The organism is Glaciimonas sp. PCH181, from assembly GCF_003056055.1.
Classification (GTDB): domain Bacteria; phylum Pseudomonadota; class Gammaproteobacteria; order Burkholderiales; family Burkholderiaceae_D; genus Glaciimonas.
On the sequence record NZ_PYFP01000001.1, the window covers coordinates 1841691 to 1859257 of the forward strand.

Sequence of the window (17567 nt, forward strand, 5' to 3'; positions counted from 1 at the left end):
GACGCGCAGATGCTAAGTAAATATTGGGGAAGGGATTGAAAACGGAATTGATGGAAAGAAGACCGGCTATCGGAAAAAGACCTTACGTCCGGTCTTGGGCAAGATTCAGTAAATTGGGTGGAAAGTGCAAGTTTCGAAATTGGGTATTACGTAGCTCTGCGTAGCTCACCGTAGGCATGTAGCCCGAAAAAACTGCTCATGGTTGTCTGAAATACGCTGAGATGCGCTGAGCGCACACAGATTTTACGCAGATTTTTTAGGGGTCGTCGATGTACATACTCATCGTTATCATCTATCTTGGCGACTCTTACAGAGCTAGCACCCGGTCGCGTCAATGCCGGCTCCATACAGCAGCAACACGATAGGTAGTAGCATCAGCCTGACGCTTACACCCAAACAGCGGCTTTGTTGCAAATAGCAGCATCGCCGACTGGTCTATCAGGGGTGCCGTACCGCAATATATTTTAGCGATTAGCGCCACGAATCGGATAAGACGGAAAACTCGACGGAAGCATCACGCTCGATGGTTATGCCGCATCGCACCGAGCGGTACGTGAAACGCCGGCAAAGAACAAGGTATGAAACAACACAAAACTTCGATCGTCCAGGTACCTCAACAACATGATTGAGCAAGATCATCGTGGTGTGAAATCTCGCATTCGGCCGATGCTCAGCTTTAAGGATTTTGATCTGGCGGCCGTCATGATCTCAGGCATCGAACTGCTACACCGGATTCGCAATGGGCAGTTCGCGCATGGGCGTTTGCGCATTCAAGGAAATACCACGTCTGCCATCTGGAATGCAATGTTCTGCGTCCAAAGTTTTACGGTATGATGAAATTGATTCGCCAAAATCCTGCTATTTGTACCAGAGCCCTTCTTTCAAGCTTACTTCATCACTTTTGGAGTTGTCATGAATGCCCTCACCCAAGCTCTTGCCTCCGCCGAATCTACCCTGATGGTCGAACTTGAAGTGCTCTACAAGGACCTGCATCGGCATCCCGAGTTGTCGATGCAGGAAGTCCGCACCGCGAAAATCGTCGCCGACGCAATGCAGGGCCTCGGCTACGAGGTGACGCGCAACATCGGCGTGACCGGCGTGGTCTGCGTGATGACGAATGGTGCCGGCCCGATCGTGATGCTACGTGCCGACATGGATGCGCTGCCGATGGCCGAGAGTACCGGGCTGCAGTATGCCAGCACCGTGAGGGCGCGCGACGCGGACGGCGTCGAGGTTGGCGTTGCGCACTCTTGCGGCCACGACATGCACGTGACCTGGATGATCGGCGCCGCGCGCATCCTGTCCGCGAATCGCGCCGCCTGGCATGGCACGCTGATGATCGTGTTTCAGCCGGGCGAGGAAACGGCCGAGGGCGCGAACGCCATGGTGCGCGACTGGGGCGAAGACCGCTTTCCGAAACCCGACATCGTCCTCGGCCAGCACGTAATGGTCGGTCCGGCCGGCACCGTGAACTACCGTCCCGGCGTCACGCTGTCGGCCGGAGACAGCCTGAAGATCAAGCTGTTCGGGCGCGGTTCGCACGGCTCGCAGCCGCAAACATCGATCGACCCGGTGATCATGGCCGCCGCAACCACAATGCGCCTGCAGACCATCGTCTCGCGGGAGATCGCGCCGACTGAGCCGGCGGTGCTCACGATAGGCTCGCTGCAAGCGGGCACCAAGGAAAACATCATCCCCGACGACGCCACCATTAAACTGAACATTCGCACCTTCAGCGAAGACACGCGCGAGTACATGCTCAAATCGATCCGCCGCATCTGCTGCGCCGAAAGCGACGCCTCCGGTGCCGAGTGTCCGCCCGAGTTCACTACCATCAACAGCTACCCGCTGACCGAAAACGACCTGGTCGCTACGCAAAAAGTGGCGGAGGCATTCGACCACCAGTTTGGAGAGAACGCCTCACTGGCACCCAGTCCGGCATCAGCCAGCGAAGACTTCAGCATCTTCGGCCGCACCTGGGGCGTGCCCTATGTGTTTTGGTTCGTCGGCAGCACCGACCCGGTGGTGTACGCCAAAGCTAAACAGGAAAAGACCGTCAACAAGATCCCCAGTAACCACTCGCCGAAATTCGCGCCGCAGATCCACCCGACGCTCGAGACCGGTTTGCAGGCCGTGCTGACCGCCGCCAGCGCGTGGCTGTGCCCCAGTACCGTGGCCTGAGACGCAGGCGACCCACGGTGTTCGCCATCCTCTGCCCAAAGGCCGCTCCGCAGCGCCGCCTTGATTTGGTCGGCATCTACACCGCGGCCTGCCTCAGGGCGCCCATCGGCGGCATCTTCCGGGATCAGCGCCTTTCTCACGAACCGAACTCATGAACCTCCACCAATTGACCCTTGCCGCCCTGAACGACCACCGCCTATTCACCATTCTCGATCTCGCGGGCACGTTCGCCTTTGCCATCAGCGGTGCAGTCGCGGCAAGGGACCGCGGCCTCGACTGGTTCGGCGTCGTCGTCATAGCGTTCACGGTCGCGTGCGGCGGGGGCGTGCTGCGCGACCTGTGCATCGGCGCCGTGCCGCCGGCCGGGTTGACCGACTGGCGCTACCTGGCCGTCGCCATGACAGCGGCATGGATGACGGTTGCCGCAGGCAGGCTTGTCGCGCGCCTCGCCCATCCCGTGATCTTGTTCGACTCCCTGGGCCTGGGATTGTTTGCTGTGACCGGCGCGCAAAAAGCCATCATTTATGGCCACGGCGCTGAGGTGGCGGTGTTGCTCGGCGTCGTCACTGCCGTGGGCGGTGGCGTGACGCGCGACGTACTGCTCACTCGAGTCCCGGTGATCCTTCAACGTGAGATCTATGCGTTGGCTGCGCTGGTCGGCGCCAGCATCGAAGTGGCGGGCGAGCGCCTTGGGTGGTTGTCGAGCGGGCGGACCTGGGTCGCTTTGATGGCGTGTTTCGCGCTGCGTTACCTGTCGCTGCGCTACAAGTGGAATCTGCCGCGCCCTTCCGGCAGTCAAGATAACGACGGCTAGTGTCTCGTCGTACAGTCGGACAAAAAAATTGCATAACAGCGGATTTGAGAGATCAATCTTTCTTTCGACGCATTTATTCTGCGTTCTTACGCGGGCTGAATTCAAAGTGGACAGCGTCCGGTTTCAGCCATGCATCCGTCGGTGTCGTTAGGTGCTACATTGAGTTCTTAGGCGGGACTTTTCACTTCAATCAACCGGAGGCCTCAGATGACTCAACAGAAACCCATAGATGCGAAAGTCCAAATTTCGAAGAACGGCCCGTATATCGTCTCGGGAGATATACCTCTGAATAAGGAAATTATCAGCACCAACGACGACGACGAGTCGGTAAAGTGGACGCAGGGGCAGAAATATCCTTCTCAGGGGCAATACGCGCTGTGCCGCTGCGGCCGCAGCGGGAACAAACCATTTTGCGATGGCTCGCATATGAAAACTGGATTTGACGGCACCGAAACCGCGAGCCGCCAACCGTATCTTGAGCAGGCCAAAGTGATACGAGGCCCGACGATGTCATTGACGGACGTCGAGAACTTGTGCGCGTTCGCGCGTTTTTGCGATCCACATGGGCAGGTATGGAATCTCGTCGGGGAAACGGACAACCCGTCAGCAAGTAAGCATTTCGTTAGCCAGACTTGCGACTGCCCTTCGGGGCGTCTGGTGGCCTGGGACAATGAGACCGGCAAACCGATCGAGCCGAAGTATGAGCAATCGATAGGTCTGATTGAAGACCCGGTCAAAGGGTGCTCCGGGCCGGTATGGCTTCGTGGCGGGGTGCAACTGATCGGCGCCGATGGTTTCGAATATGAAGTGCGCAACCGCGTAACCTTGTGCCGCTGTGGGGCATCGCAGAACAAGCCTTTTTGCGACGGCACGCATGCATCGATCGGGTTCAGCGACGAGAACTGAGTTCTGTCGCGCTAGCGAAGGTAAGTCAAATTTTTAGCAGGTGCTTGGGTCCGCCTGTTAACCATAAAAGACGACTTGTATTTTCGTAGTCATACATCCTCCTATTGGTAGTGGTGAGGGAGCTGCATTTGAAGTCAATCAAAAAATCGATTCATGTGTCGACGAATTTTTGATGGGACTTCGAGAAGCAGGTAATACTGACGCTGGATGAAATCCTTCAAAAAGGAACATCTCCCACTCAATACTTGATAAGCCGGGTACGAGAGCGATCCGATTCCTGACCAGTAGTGGCTTTATTCTCCGAAGGACTGATCCATCCGCCGCCCATTGCGCGATACAGGTTGACGTGCGCGATGAGCAGACTGGTGCGCAGCTGCAGCAGATTGACGTCGGCGCTATAGCTTGTGCGTTGCGCATCCAGTTCTTCCAGGTAAGACGCGTAGCCGCTGCGGTACCGGTTACGGGCGATGCGCAGTGCTTCGGCCGCAGCGATCTGTTGCTCTTGTGCTTCGGTGGTTTGCTCTCCCAGCCGCTGCACGGAATCGAGTCCATTTTCCACTTCAGCGAATGCGGTACGAACCACAATTTCGTATGCAAACACGGCACGGTCACGCTCTGAAGCAGCGATGTCGGTTTGCGCGCGTAACCGCCCTCCTTCGAAGATGGGCGCCAGGATGCTGCCGCCGATGCTCCACAAGAAGAATGGCGACTGCGCCAACTGGCTCATGCTAAAGGCAGCTACTCCTGCAGAAGCAGCGAGATTGACCGATGGCAGCAGTTGATCTCGTGCGGCGGCAAGGTTGGCGTCTGCCGCGACAACCGCTCTTTCTGCCTGAAAAATGTCTGGGCGCCGACGCAACAATTGCGACGGCAGCCAGGCGGTCACCGGCGGCGGCGCGAGCGCCGTCAATGCAGGGCCGCGGGCAATGGCGGCGGGGTTGTCGCCGATCAGAATACTCAAGGCATTTTCTTGCTGCGCAATGGCGCGCTGCAACTGTGGAATTGCTGCGGCTGTGGCGCGATATTCGGCCTGCGCCTGGGCCCATTCCAGCCGGGAACTGTAGCCAACCTCAAACTCCTTACGGGTAAGGTCCAGCGAGCCCTGTCGCGACTTGAGCGTGGCACGGGCAAGATCGAGCTGCGCATCCAGTCCACGCAAATTCAGATAGCCTGAGGCCACGTTGGCCGCAACCACAAGGGCAGTGGCGCCAGCAGCTGCCTGCTGTCCCTCGTAATCGGCACGCGTGGCGTCAGTGAGACTTTCCAATCTTCCCCATAGATCGACCTCATAACTAGCCTGCAAGCTGCCCTGATAAACAGTCGTGTCGCTGGGCGTGCCGAAAGCATTGAGCGCGCGCGATCGTCCAGGTGTGAATCCTGCCGTCACCGAAGGCAACTGACCAGCTGCGGCGATCCGCACACGCGCTTGATATTCTTGAACCTGGGCACGGGCCATACGCAGATCGGCGTTGCGCGTGCGGGCCAAATCTTCGAGCGCGTTGAGTATCGGATCACCAAACACTTTCCACCATTGCACGTCGACGGCTGCCGAGGGACTTGCATGAGTGCGCCATCCGGCCGGCATCTGCAAAGACGACGCCGGCGACGGCTGCGGCGCGATACTGCAGCCGGAGGACAGCAGAGCCAGAAAAAGACTGGCGGTGCAGGTCGTAAGGTTCATGCTATTCACCGACTGTTTTCCCGGCGCGTCGTATGTTTGGCGTCGGCTCCGGTATCGATACTGATCACCACCGACATGCCCGGCCGAAGCCGTTGCGCCAGAGCCTGGTCCGGATCGATACTGATCCGTACCGGAATCCGTTGGGCGATCTTGACATAGTTACCAGTGGCATTGTCGGCAGGCAATACGCTGAATTCCGAGCCTGTCGCCGGCGAGATGCGTTCCACGTGACCGCGAAGCTGCGCGTGGTCGAGCGCATCCACCTGAAAGTCGACAGGCTGGCCAAGGCGCACATCAGACATTTGCGTTTCCTTCATGTTGGCAATGATCCACAACTGGCGTGGCACGATCGCGGTCAGCTGCGCACTGGCGTTCACATAAGCACCCTGCCGCACTGTCACCTGTCCGAGTTGACCGTCACGGGGCGCTACAATGCGTGTGTTGTCGAGATCAATCCGGGCCAGTTGCACCGCGGCTTCCGCACTGGCGACCGCAGCTTCCAGCGATGCGCGGGTGACGATCACCGTCTGCAGATTCTGGCGGGCGATCTCAAGTGCGGCCTTGGCCTGTGCGGTAGCGGCAATGCTCTGCGCACGCGCCGCACGGGTCTGGTCGCGCTCCCGCGTCGACAGTGAACCGTCGGCAGCAAGCTCTTCCACCCGGCGCAAGTCGGCTGCCGCCTTCAAAGATTGTGCATCGGCATTGGCCACGGCCGCCTGGTTCTGTTCAATAGTAGCTTCAGCGCTACGGCGTTGCTGGATGACGTTGGCCAGTGCCGCCTTCTGGGTAGCCAGTTGGGAATTGGCCTGATCGAGTTTCTGGTGATAGATGCGGTCATCGAGCCGCACCAGCAAATCGCCGGTATGAACATACTGGAAATCCTGCACCGGAACTTCCATGACGTAACCGCTCAGTTGGGGACTGATGATCGTGACCTGGCCGCGCACGAAGGCATTATCTGTACTCTGGATCGCGCTGCCAAATGGCGGCAGCTGCCAGGCGTAAAGCACGACCAATATGCCGATGATGGCAATCGTGACAAAGAGAACCCCCGACCACAAGCGTTTGCGGCTGGGACGGGGTGGTTCGGTAGATGGGTCGGAATTAACTGCGCTCATGTCAGGTTGTCATGGGTGAGGAAGCGGATTTTGCGTCCGGAGCGGGACCAGATGGCGGAGCAGATGCAGGGGCGGCAGTTGCTACCCGGCGCAGCCAGAGCGCACGGCAAAAAATCCAGGCAGCAGTCAGGATTGCGATCACGGCAATTAATATGAAGGTATCGTTGTAGGCCAGCACATTGGCTTCCCGTGTTGCGGCAGCACCCAGTGCGGAAATGCCCTCCGCGTTGCGCAAGGTCGGGTCGCCAAGGACCTTCCCGTAAACTGCAGCGCCGGCTTGCACACGGGCAGCGACCTGCGGGTCGAGCAAGCTCAGATGCTCGACCAGCTGGCTCGAATGAAATTTCTCGCGCACCACCTGGAACGTTCCCATAGCGGCCGAGCCGATCAGACCGCCCAGGTTCTGGCACATACCGAACATGACGGAGAAGCTGACCAGATTGCGTGGCTCAGCGATGACCCCGCTAATACCAGAAATCATCGCGGGGCCAAGGAAGAACACACTCCCGAACGCCAACAGGAATTGGCTCACCAGCATGTTGACAGGCCGCGTCTGGTTGGTTGCCTGCGCGTCAATGAGAGCGCCAGCGCCCATCAACAGCAGCGCAACCACCACCGGCGCCATCAGGTGGTTCGGATTAAGTGTCAGTGCGCTGGCCGCTATGCCGGCAACCGAGGCGATTAGAACCACTGCGAACAGGCCATGCATCTGGTCGTTATTCAACCCTACCACCTGCAAGAAGCCCACCGCACCCGTAGCCTGCTCCGACAGCACGATGCGGATCAGTATCATTGCCAGTCCCCACCTCACAATGCGGCCGCTCGTCAGCCAGCGTGTATTGAGCAGCGGGTTGTCCCGCCTGCTCTCGATCACCAGAGCGGTGGCGATGAGCCCGATCGCACCCGCCAGGGCCATGCCAATCCAGGGTGTCTCCAGCCACCAGACGATACGACCCAATGAGAACACCGCGCACATCAGCGCTACACCCGGTGCGAACAGGCCGAAGGTGAGGAAATCAAGTCTTTCAAAGGTATTGAAACGGTCGCTGGGCGGTAATTTGAGCAGCAGGACACATCCAAGCGAGAGTAGCGCCAGTCCCAGCTCGAACAAATATAGCCCGCGCCACGCCGCGATCTGCAGCAGATCCGTGGAAATAATCCGGGCGATCGGCAGCGCCAGTTGTGCAGCGCCGAGCCCTACCGCGATTCCCTTCAATCGCCACTTTGCGGGAAAGGCTTGCAGCATGTAATAAAGTCCCAACGTACTGAGCGCAGCGCCTGCCATGCCGTGGGCGGCTCGTACGGCAATGGCTGAGCTCAGGTCGTTGACAAACAGATGCGCAAACGTTACCAGCGCATACAGCGCGACAAACGCTTCGGTAAACAGACGCAATCCGAATTGCTGGCGAAACTTCACAAGCAAAAGGCTCATCGTTACATTGGTCATCACATAAGCCGCCGGCAGCCAGGCCACCTCGGTCGAGTAGGCGCCCAGCGTGCCTTGTAGATTGATCAGGTTGGCGGATACCAGTGCGTTGCCCAAACCACCTGTGATGGCAACGATGAATCCTACGATGCCATACGCGAAGCGGAGCGGGGTTGAGTGAGCCGGCGTCGAAGGTGAACCCGGCAACGTGGGCCGTTCATCCGGCAGCCATTTTCGGGCCACGTAATGATTCATAGTATCGATCCCTAACGCATGGCAACCCTGACAACAACCTCGCTGCTGTTATATCGGACCTTGTGCATTCCGCCTTTTCCGCCTGTTGAATCCGAAAATCGCAGCGATGATCACGATGATGAACGCTCCCATTCCCACTCTGGCCACCGTCACCAGGTTGGACGAACTGCCGCCGGCACGTAACGTCTTCACCTGATCTACGCTCACCACGGCTGCGGGGTTGCCAAAATTCTTGGTCAGATAATTCCCGAGGGTTGCGATCTGCTGATCCGACAGTTCTTTTTTGAAACCAGGCATCAGAACCTCGTCGGAATCGGTTTTCCGCTGTATGCCATCGAGCATCACCATCACCAGATTGTTGATGTTGGTTCTACCCAGCGCCGTGTTGTGAAACAGTGGTGGCAGCCCCCCATCGAAACTGCCCTGGCCGCGCGCCTGGTGACAAGTTGCGCACTGGGCGTCGTAGAGTTGCGGGCCGGTCATCTGGTTCGGATCCGTGGGCAAGGCCACGCCCCGGATACTGTTCAAGTCATCGGCAGCCGCACCCCATGCGTATGTCGCGGTGGTGTCAGCTGCATCGTGTTGTGCCGGCACGCTCTTCAGATATGTGGCAATTGCACGCAGGTCGCCGTCGGTCAGGTGCCGCAGGCTGTTATCGACCGCCTCTGCCATCGGTCCTGCCGCCTGCGCCTTGTTGGCCGTGTGGCCGACGCGCATGTAATCGACAATTTCCTGCGCGCTCCATCCGCCGATGCCGCTATTCGCATCCGATGTAATGTTAGGCGCGTGCCAAGTGCCGACCTCGCCTCCCCCAAGTTCACGCGACAAATTCTCCGCCATCAGGACATTCCGTGGCGTGTGGCAGGTGCTGCAGTGCGCGAGTCCAAGAGTCAGATAGGCGCCACGATTCCATTCCGGGCTTTTGCTGGCATCGGGTGTAAACGGCTGCTTGTCCAGAAATAACAGATTCCAGCCCGCCATCGACAGCCGGATGTTGAACGGAAAAGGCAGCGCCGTGGCGGGGGCGGCGGCATCGACCGGTGCAACCGCTTGCATAAAATACGCATACAACGCCTGCACATCGTCGTCTGTGACTTTTGCGTACGACGTATATGGCATGGCCGGATAGAGATGCCGTCCGTCAGCGCGTATCCCTTTACGCAAGGCATCACTGAATTGTTCCAGCGTGTAGTTTCCGATGCCGTGTGTTTTCGAGGACGTGATATTGGTTGAAACAATCGGACCGAGCGGCGTCGGCAGCGACAGGCCGCCGGCCATGGCCTTGCCGCCAGGTGCGGTGTGGCACGCGATGCAATCGCCGGCGGTAGCCAGATATTCGCCGCGCTTGACCATGTCGGCATTGGCCGGGCCTGGCGCTGCAGCGGAGTAAACATTGAAACTCGCCAGCGCCAGCACGGTGGCGCCGAGATTAACGTGCAAGCATGTCATCAATTTCATTGAAGGCTACCTTGACGATTAGGATTTCGACGTAGCCGGGGCCGGCGTACGCACGTTGAATTGTTCTAATATGTGCTGCGTAGTTCTCAGCGCCAACGCGATTCCGGTCTGGGTCGAATTACAGGTGGCCGCAGTCGGCATGATGCCGGTGCTGACGATGAACAGGTTTTCGTGATCATGAGTACGTCCGAAGCCATCGACCACCGACGTTTTCGGGTCATTGCCCATCCCCATCGTGCCGGTAATGTGCTGATTGTTGGCGAAATTACCTTCCGCGCTGTAACGCAGACCGGTGCCTCCCATTAATTCCGCAATCCGTGCAAAATCGGCTTTGGATACCTCGGCCCCACGCCGCGTGTATTCATCGATGGAATAACTCGCCTGCGGTTTCGGTATCCCCATCGCATCCTTCTGTGTGCTGAGCGTGATGCGGTTTTCCGGATTGGGTAGCACTTCCAGGACGTTCTTGACATTGACCTGGTGCGCCGCCCGGTAACGCAGCTGCTTCTCGAATTCCGGGCCATACACGCCCTCGGCGATCAACGCCTGGGTGGAAGCCAGCACTTGCGAAATATTGGTGAAATCGAGGCGATACGCTGCATGCTTGGAACGGAATGCCCCATCGCGCAGAGTGTTGATAGAGCTAGGACTTTGCGGCCCGCGTCCGAGCCACAGTTCGTCCTCGGCATAGAACGTCAACGACGTGCTCGGGTGATCCATCAGGTTGCGGCCGACCATGTCAGAACTGTTCGCCAGGCCTTGGGGGTATTTATCGCTAGCCGACAGCAGCAACAGTTTCGGACTTTCGATGCCATTAGCCGCAAGAATAAAGGTTTTACCGGTGACACGATGTGAAACTTTGTCAGGGTCGTAGTAAAGAGCGGCGACAATGCGGCCTTGCGCATCATGTTCGATCTTGTAGACATTGGCGTTCGGGATCAGCTTGGCGCCGGCGGCTTCGGCGGCCTCTGCCGCCAGGCCGCCGTGATATTGGGCGTCGATCGGGCAAATCGGCTGGCAACTGTTGTTGCCGCAGCAGGCAGGCCGGCCATCATAAGACCGGCTGTTGCGTGCGGTCGTATTGGCGACGACTTCGTAGCCGCCAGGCGCCAGCCGTTCGCGGAAGCGACGCATCGCCCAGGTTTCCGTAACAGGTTCCATCGGGAACGGTTTACTGCGCGGTGACCCGGTGTTGGGTGCGCCCGACACGCCCATGATCTCTTCGGCCTCCTGATAAAAGGGATCGAGTTCCTCGTAGGTAAGTGGCCAGTCGACCCCGACCCCATACAAACTCTTGATGCGCATGTCATTCGGGACCACGCGCCAGGCCTGTGCCGCCCAGTGCCAGGTGGTTCCGCCAACCTGACGGATGTACTCGGCGGGATAGGGATACGGACCGGCCTGCACCAGATAACCGCTGTCCTTGGGCTGGTAAATCGGATGCGGCGCCGATGGCACGGATGGATAGGGTGACATCCAGTCGCCCTTGCGCGGCGAATTGCGGAAGCGGGCAACGATCTGGCCGCGGTTAACCCGCGGACCTGCTTCCAGGATCACGACCGAGGCCCCCTGTTTCAACAGCTTGAGTGCGGTCAACGAGCCAATGATTCCTGAGCCGATTACAACGAAGTCAGCCGACAATTGTTCCGACATCTGGCGCTCCTTAGAGAGGTTTTTTTGCCCAGCTTCCATACACGCCATAGGCGTAGGTAGGAGGTTTCAGCACATCTTCGACGATCACGGCGTTAAGTGCGGTTTCATAGGCAATGCAGCGTGCCTTCTCGCCATCGCCGACGATACCCATGCACCAGGCTGTCACGATTTTTCGGGGCACTGCAGCTAGCGGCGAGTGTTCGTCGTCGAGTGTTTTCTGCAAGGCGAGAGGGTCGATTTTTCGCTCATTGATCAGTGCCAGCAATGCCCGCGCAGCTGCAGGAAAAGCGGAATCATCGGCGGTGAGCGCGTCATACAGGCGCTTTGCCTGCACCGCATCAAGAGCCTGACGGCCGGCGAGGATCGCGGAAACCGCCACAAACGCACCTTGGTCTGCATCGGCCACCGGTTGCGCCAACGCCCAGGGAATCAGCGAAGCGCTATACGCGGACAACAAACCGACCAGCAAGGTGCGCCGTCCGAGACTGGACGGTGCGGCGCTCTCTGCAAGTTGCTCAGCGACTTTTTCAGGATGATCCATTATGCGTTCCTGTCTCAAAATCAAAGGAAGATCAGAAGAAGATCAAAACGAATGGCGCAAACCTGCCATCAGTACGGTCTGGTTACGACCCGAAGACGGCGATCCGTTTTGCGAATCTCCGACCACCGCCACCGCGCTCACCTGATTGCCAGTCCCCGCCGCGCCGAGCGTCGTGCCCTTGGCGAACTGATAGGCCTCCAGCAGGTAAAACGCGGTTCGCTTAAAGAACGAATAAGTTTGTTCCAGCGACAGCTGCTGGTATTTCGCGGGATCAGTGATACCGTTGGCGGCATTTTCCCGTGTGTAGCTGTAACCGGCACTGACAAATACCGCGGGCGTAAGCTGGTAAGTCGCCAGCAGCCCGGCGCTATTGAAGATTGCAGTGTTCCTGAACAATGAACCGTTGTTCGGACGGTAAGCCACGTTGGTCGCGTTGATGCCGAAGCCCAGCTTGCCGATCGTATAGCGTGCCGCTGCCGCAATGTACTGCACCGAATCGGCAGAGACATAGCCGTTGTTGATCGGCGACGTGCTGAAACTGGCCGATGCGCCCGGGTTCCAGATGCCTGGAGTCGGCCCGTTTTTCAACCTCTGGTAACCCAGCGCAAAATTCCAGGCGCTGTAGTCGTATTTGAACGCAGCGCTGAGCGTGCTGCCGCTCGAAGGTTGGCCGGCCACTTCTCCCAGGCCAACCAACGCACTGAATTGCGCGCCCGACCAGATCGGCGACGTGTAGGTCAATGAATTGCTGCTTCGGATGGTGGTGTCGAGTCCGTCGATATCGCCGGGATGGGCGCCGGTGGCACCGGTCAGGACGCTAGTGGGACCGACCGGTCCGACGAACAGGTAATACGGTGTATATTGCCGCCCGGCGGTCAGCGTGCCGTAGTTGGTATTGGACAGGCCGACATACGCTTGCCGGTTAAACAAAACGCCAGGTGAACTCAGGGCGCCGGTGTTGGTGTCGAATCCGTTTTCCAGAAGGAACAGTGCCTGCGTCCCGCCGCCCAGGTCTTCATTACCCTTGAAACCAAGTTTGCTGGCGGCCAGGTTGCCGGTACGCAGATATATATTCGAAGGCCCTTTTTGATTGCTGCTATATACCAGAGCGGTATCCACTGTCCCGTAGATAGTGACATTGCTTTGCGCCGCCGCATCGCACCATGCGCCTGCGCATATTGTCGTCACTCCCGCCAGTAGCAGAGAATTTTTTATCGTCATTTCCGTCCCCGTACGTTTTTACGGACATCTTTAAGGAGCTACAGGCGCTTTAGTGCTGCTGTCGATCAATAAATGCGGTGATCTTTTCGAGATGTTCCCTCTGGAGATCACAATGACATTACCAGTTTATAGAATACACGAAGCCGTGCAGGAATTGCTGCTGTAGTGTCAATTTATTCCCCATCGACTCGGTGACGTCGTTAAAAATACACTCCTTGCCTTTATCACTTTTTAAACTTTCATCTTTACCCAATAAAGCCAGCACTCTGTTCACCGTTGGCATCGGTAAGTACATCGAAGAGATTAGTTTCTCTTATGAGGATTGCATTACGCACACATACACCCCGAGTGTTGATTTGCATCCAAATTTGACCCACTTTGCCGCATAATTTGCACACGAAATTGACCCACGTTTAAGACACAATCCTGCTCACGACATTGAGTAGCGGATTGGAGTGATCGAGGTGGCGTTACCAGGCATTATTCGATGCTGGCACATTCGCGACCAGGTCCCCCTAAGAGAGATCGCCAGGCGTCTTGGCATCTCCAGAATCACTGTCCGGCGCTACCTGCGCACGGAAATTACAGAGCCGTCCTACGCGGAGCGGCGTTCGCCCAGTGCAATCGACAAATATGCGTTCCAGTTATCGGCTTTGCTAAAGACCGAGACGGCCAAATTACGCAAGCAACGGCGCACATTGAAGCAGATCCATGAAGACCTGAAGGAATTGGGTTTCGCGGGATCTTATGACAGGGTCGCAGCGTTCCCGAGGATATGGCGGGCGGGTCAAACTGACCGGGTCAATTCAGCAAGCAAGCAAACGAACAAGGAGGTCGCCTCTGGGACGGTGGCAGGTATTCGTATACCATTCATCGGGCAAATCGGAAATGAGCAGAGCAGACAAATTATTCCTATGACCGTGATGGGCAAAGAGTGTAGCAGCAAGGAATCCGGCCGGTGTAGCGGGAAAACTCTAGGAATTCAAGCGATAATAACGTTCCAGAATCAGCTTCTAATTTCAATATGCGCGACATAATTAATGGTTTTCTCCGCTTTCAGCAGGACGTCTTTCCAGCACGCAAAGCGCTATTCAAGACTCTAGCGACTGGTCAAACGCCTAAAGCGTTATTCATTTCTTGCTCTGACAGCCGAATGGTGCCGGAGCTTGTCACACAGAGAGAGCCTGGAGAGCTGTTCGTGATTCGCAATGCTGGCAACATCGTGCCATCGTTCGGCCCTGAACCAGGCGGTGTCAGCGCAACGGTTGAATATGCAGTGGTCCAACTGAAAGTAACGGATATTGTCATCTGTGGTCACTCCGATTGCGGCGCTATGACGGCAATCGCCACATGCGCATGCCTGGACCACATGCCAGCGGTCAAACACTGGCTGCATTATGCCGATGCCGCCCGGATGATTAATGAGTCTAAGAACCATACGAACGAGAATGACCGCATAAACGGCATGGTTCGCGAGAACGTTATTGCACAGTTGAACAATATCCGCACACATCCGTCGGTAGCCTTGGCTCTCGCTCAAGGTGGATTGACACTTCACGGCTGGGTCTACGATATCGAGAGTGGCTCGATAGACGCGCTTGACGCCACCACGAACAAATTCGTATCCCTCGCTCAGCATCCCACAACCAAACTCTGAACTCGCGCAAAATGAGCCGCGTGCTCATTTTGTGTTGATCAGTGCCTGGTTCTCGCGAAACCACCAGATGCATGGTGTTTGGAGTCGCCAGTCTGGCCGCTCGAAAATGCGCGTACCGTAACAACTTAAAGATGCCTCCGTCACGGCGGGATTATGTAGCAGTCAACATCAAGCACAGCGTTATTAGGCTGCTGGACGCGGGACACCGAAGTTAGCCAGTGTCGGGAAAGCTGTTTCCGCGCCAGGTAGACAACCGACCGGTTAATCATGCACCGGGCAAATCCAGCCGCATGACTTGCAACATTCTTGGCATGGAAATTGACTAAAGCAGGTAGAATTCGAGCCGGCCAAGCGGCGCGCCTTCTCAATGCAACCGAGCAAAGAGGCATTGCCATATGTCACATTCGACATGCATCGTACCGGTGCAGGTTTCGCATGGAACTATTCGCTACCGTCCTGCACACGTATCGTATCCCCGAGCAGTCGTCCTGGATGGCGGATGTCGCGCCTTAGTTAATCCTACGTGAAGCTTATTCATTCGGAAAACCACTTATTGCAATGCATTCCTCACCAGTACCTCTAGCCGGGAAGCGAGCGTGGCCTGCGCCTTTTCGCTAGCCCATGCCACATGGGGCGTGCATAGCAGATTGGGTATGTCGTGGGCCAAAAGTGGATGATCAGGAGAAGGAGGCTCCATTTCCAGTACATCGATTGCGGCTCCTGAAATCGTTCCGGCTCGAAGGGCTTCAGCCAGAGCGACCGGGTCCACCAGGGCGCCACGGCCAGTGTTGATTAGGACCGCCGTCGCTTTCATCGCTTCCAAAGCTTTGCTGTCAATCATATTTCTGGACGTTGGAGTAAGCGGAACGTGGAGAGTGAGCGCGTCGGCACGCGCCAGTAACTCTGACAGAGGCAGTTCATCGTCACGACAAGCCTGACCTAGGTTCTGCGTAAAAATCACCTTCATCCCGATCCCTCGCGCCAGGCACGCCGATGCCTCGCCAATTCGGCCCCGAGCGTCGCTGCCAGCACAATAAACGCCCCGCCGCTTACGCTTGCAGCGCCCTTCGAGGTCAGAAGTAATATGACCAGTAATGTAATTTGCTGCCCGAGCGAGAGATATGTATCTGTGGCCTGCGCAATGAAGATGGCGAGAACTGTCATGTTGATACAACTGCCATCCAGATTAAACGAGTATCCAGCGGGGATAACCAGTCCAACTACTGACTTGTTGCACCCGAGTCGTTCAAGCTTGGCCATCAAGCGCGGCAATGCCGATTCCGAAGAGGATGTACCAAGAACGATTACCAATACTTCACGTATATATCGGAGAAACCGCATAAGACTAAATCCAGCGAGTCTGCAGACGATACCAAGGACGACGAAGACGAAGAAAAACGCGGTTAGATAGTAAGTGTCAAGGAGCTGTCCGTAGGATGCCAAGGAAGCCACACCATATTTTCCGATAGTGAAGGCAATCGCGCCGAACGCGCCTATGGGCGACAGGTACATCACCATGCGCACCATGTTAAAGACGTGCTTGAGACGCTCCCGAACGTGCGTGCAATTGCGAGACGTGATGAGGCTAAATGGTTGGCTGGCATTAGGCTAATCGGCCTGACAGACGTGGCCAGCCCACTCACGGGCGCCAACGGCACCAGTCAAATTTTCGGCGCTCAGAAAGGCTTGAAAGACTTGGACGCGGCCGACCGTCTTGTCTCAAATCTTGCCAAGCAGCTTTTGCCATTGATGAGTGGGGACTATTCGTCGGTCGAGGGCGCCGGTGCCGCTGGCGGTCTCGGATTCGCTGTTCGCGTACTTGGAGGCTTGCTACAGCCAGGAGCCGACTTCATTCTCGACGCGTTGCAGTTGAACCATTCTGCGATGAATTTCGATTGGGTCATCCCTGGCGAAGGTCGCTCGGACGGGCAAACGCTGTTAGGAAAGGGCCCTGCGCTAATAGCTAGTCTGGCGAAGCGACAAGGCATTCCAGTTACATTGCTATCTGGTGCGGTCGACCACAGTGCGGCTCTCTCGCGGCTATTCGACGGGTGTTTTTCTATCCAATCAGCCCCGGTAACTCTGGAACACGCCGTGCGAAATGCCGGCGCGCTCCTTGAAGTAGCTGCTTGCAACCTCGCTACGCTGTTCGCAAAGGCATCACAGATTAGGTGCGAGCGTGGCGAAGACCGGATGGCCAAGCATGTTGATGAAGGCGATTGCGATCGGGTACCCCCATCGAATTTGACAGATCACACTGTCGTATGACTTTCAGGCGTCGCATCGCGTTACCGAGCTTAACTTGGACCCTGATGACCTCGCACGGGTCATTGAAAGCGGCAGGCAGATGAGCGCAAAGTTTCAGTGAGCGGCACGAAAGTTGACTGATTTGGCGGAATCCGTAGAATTTCACGGCTATACCGCTGACCGAGTTAACCTGCCGTCACTCTTTACAGCCAATAACCAGCCATTTCGCGGTGTTCTTCCGCCCGAATATTTGTCTAAAATGTTTTGCAACATCTCAAGGACATGTAAGAATTTTGACACAAAAAAGCCCGCTGGTAAAAACGGGCTAAATCCAATTCCCCGAGGGGAATGGCGGAGACGAACAAACTATGCTCCATTGCCGCATTTATTGCTACTTTTTATTTAGCGC

Annotated in this window: 13 protein-coding genes and 2 pseudogenes; 6 read left to right on the top strand and 9 right to left on the bottom strand. The window is 56.9% G+C overall.

What is annotated here, in order from left to right; genetic code table 11:
* Nucleotides 1–606 precede the first annotated feature (606 nt).
* The 4 genes and pseudogenes from C7W93_RS08555 to C7W93_RS08570 all read left to right on the top strand — a co-directional run.
* Nucleotides 607–834, top strand: a pseudogene (locus C7W93_RS08555) (DDE-type integrase/transposase/recombinase); the annotation flags it as partial.
* A 78-nt stretch (nt 835–912) separates the two neighbouring features.
* Nucleotides 913–2181 carry a M20 family metallopeptidase gene (locus C7W93_RS08560; protein WP_108439628.1) on the top strand — a complete coding sequence of 423 codons (1269 nt, stop codon included), beginning with the start codon at nt 913–915 and terminating at the stop codon, nt 2179–2181.
* Nucleotides 2182–2332: 151 nt separating this feature from the next.
* The gene (locus C7W93_RS08565) at nt 2333–2995 is read left to right on the top strand and encodes a trimeric intracellular cation channel family protein (protein WP_225869786.1); all 663 of its coding nucleotides are present in this window, start codon (nt 2333–2335) and stop codon (nt 2993–2995) included.
* A 207-nt stretch (nt 2996–3202) separates the two neighbouring features.
* Nucleotides 3203–3901, top strand: coding sequence for a CDGSH iron-sulfur domain-containing protein (locus C7W93_RS08570; RefSeq protein ID WP_108439629.1), 699 nt, complete (start codon nt 3203–3205; stop codon nt 3899–3901).
* A 238-nt stretch (nt 3902–4139) separates the two neighbouring features.
* Here the strand turns inward: C7W93_RS08570 and C7W93_RS08575 are convergent, their stop codons facing one another.
* The 7 genes from C7W93_RS08575 to C7W93_RS08605 are packed head-to-tail and all read right to left on the bottom strand — an operon-like array spanning nt 4140 to nt 13254.
* Nucleotides 4140–5582: an efflux transporter outer membrane subunit gene (locus C7W93_RS08575; RefSeq protein WP_108439630.1), complete on the bottom strand. Its 1443-nt coding sequence runs from the start codon at nt 5580–5582 to the stop codon at nt 4140–4142.
* A 5-nt stretch (nt 5583–5587) separates the two neighbouring features.
* Nucleotides 5588–6700: an HlyD family secretion protein gene (locus tag C7W93_RS08580; protein ID WP_108439631.1), complete on the bottom strand. Its 1113-nt coding sequence runs from the start codon at nt 6698–6700 to the stop codon at nt 5588–5590.
* 1 nt (nt 6701) lies between these two features.
* Entirely contained in the window at nt 6702–8381 is a 1680-nt protein-coding gene (locus C7W93_RS08585; protein ID WP_108439632.1) for an MFS transporter, read from the bottom strand.
* 48 nt (nt 8382–8429) lie between these two features.
* Nucleotides 8430–9839: a cytochrome c gene (locus tag C7W93_RS08590; RefSeq protein WP_225869787.1), complete on the bottom strand. Its 1410-nt coding sequence runs from the start codon at nt 9837–9839 to the stop codon at nt 8430–8432.
* Between the two features lie 18 nt (nt 9840–9857).
* The gene (locus C7W93_RS08595; protein ID WP_108439634.1) at nt 9858–11492 is read right to left on the bottom strand and encodes a GMC family oxidoreductase; all 1635 of its coding nucleotides are present in this window, start codon (nt 11490–11492) and stop codon (nt 9858–9860) included.
* Between the two features lie 10 nt (nt 11493–11502).
* On the bottom strand, nt 11503–12033 hold the full coding sequence (locus C7W93_RS08600; RefSeq protein ID WP_108439635.1) for a sugar dehydrogenase complex small subunit: 531 nt from the start codon (nt 12031–12033) through the stop codon (nt 11503–11505).
* A gap of 42 nt (nt 12034–12075) precedes the next feature.
* Nucleotides 12076–13254 carry a porin gene (locus tag C7W93_RS08605; RefSeq protein WP_108439636.1) on the bottom strand — a complete coding sequence of 393 codons (1179 nt, stop codon included), beginning with the start codon at nt 13252–13254 and terminating at the stop codon, nt 12076–12078.
* 1024 nt (nt 13255–14278) lie between these two features.
* Here C7W93_RS08605 and C7W93_RS08615 point away from each other — a divergent pair.
* On the top strand, nt 14279–14911 hold the full coding sequence (locus C7W93_RS08615; protein WP_108439638.1) for a carbonic anhydrase: 633 nt from the start codon (nt 14279–14281) through the stop codon (nt 14909–14911).
* Between the two features lie 550 nt (nt 14912–15461).
* On the opposite strand, the gene C7W93_RS08620 is transcribed toward C7W93_RS08615, so the two are convergent.
* Both C7W93_RS08620 and C7W93_RS08625 read right to left on the bottom strand, forming a co-directional pair.
* Nucleotides 15462–15878 carry an NAD(P)-dependent oxidoreductase gene (locus tag C7W93_RS08620; RefSeq protein WP_108439639.1) on the bottom strand — a complete coding sequence of 139 codons (417 nt, stop codon included), beginning with the start codon at nt 15876–15878 and terminating at the stop codon, nt 15462–15464.
* A gap of 41 nt (nt 15879–15919) precedes the next feature.
* Nucleotides 15920–16444: pseudogene (locus tag C7W93_RS08625) on the bottom strand (cation:dicarboxylate symporter family transporter); the annotation flags it as partial.
* A 3-nt stretch (nt 16445–16447) separates the two neighbouring features.
* Here C7W93_RS08625 and C7W93_RS08630 point away from each other — a divergent pair.
* Nucleotides 16448–17179 (top strand): glycerate kinase, encoded by a 732-nt coding sequence (locus tag C7W93_RS08630; RefSeq protein ID WP_161539901.1) that lies wholly within the window; start codon nt 16448–16450, stop codon nt 17177–17179.
* The last annotated feature ends 388 nt before the right edge of the window (nt 17180–17567 follow it).

What these genes read in the sequence shown, in the direction of transcription:
- C7W93_RS08605 (WP_108439636.1), bottom strand. Translation starts at nt 13,254, where the DNA reads ATGACGATAAAAAATTCTCTGCTACTGGCGGGAGTGACGACAATATGC.
- C7W93_RS08575 (WP_108439630.1), bottom strand. Translation starts at nt 5,582, where the DNA reads ATGAACCTTACGACCTGCACCGCCAGTCTTTTTCTGGCTCTGCTGTCC.
- C7W93_RS08600 (WP_108439635.1), bottom strand. Translation starts at nt 12,033, where the DNA reads ATGGATCATCCTGAAAAAGTCGCTGAGCAACTTGCAGAGAGCGCCGCA.
- C7W93_RS08570 (WP_108439629.1), top strand. Translation starts at nt 3,203, where the DNA reads ATGACTCAACAGAAACCCATAGATGCGAAAGTCCAAATTTCGAAGAAC.
- C7W93_RS08565 (WP_225869786.1), top strand. Translation starts at nt 2,333, where the DNA reads ATGAACCTCCACCAATTGACCCTTGCCGCCCTGAACGACCACCGCCTA.
- C7W93_RS08590 (WP_225869787.1), bottom strand. Translation starts at nt 9,839, where the DNA reads ATGAAATTGATGACATGCTTGCACGTTAATCTCGGCGCCACCGTGCTG.
- C7W93_RS08560 (WP_108439628.1), top strand. Translation starts at nt 913, where the DNA reads ATGAATGCCCTCACCCAAGCTCTTGCCTCCGCCGAATCTACCCTGATG.
- C7W93_RS08620 (WP_108439639.1), bottom strand. Translation starts at nt 15,878, where the DNA reads ATGAAGGTGATTTTTACGCAGAACCTAGGTCAGGCTTGTCGTGACGAT.
- C7W93_RS08595 (WP_108439634.1), bottom strand. Translation starts at nt 11,492, where the DNA reads ATGTCGGAACAATTGTCGGCTGACTTCGTTGTAATCGGCTCAGGAATC.
- C7W93_RS08615 (WP_108439638.1), top strand. Translation starts at nt 14,279, where the DNA reads ATGCGCGACATAATTAATGGTTTTCTCCGCTTTCAGCAGGACGTCTTT.
- C7W93_RS08585 (WP_108439632.1), bottom strand. Translation starts at nt 8,381, where the DNA reads ATGAATCATTACGTGGCCCGAAAATGGCTGCCGGATGAACGGCCCACG.
- C7W93_RS08580 (WP_108439631.1), bottom strand. Translation starts at nt 6,700, where the DNA reads ATGAGCGCAGTTAATTCCGACCCATCTACCGAACCACCCCGTCCCAGC.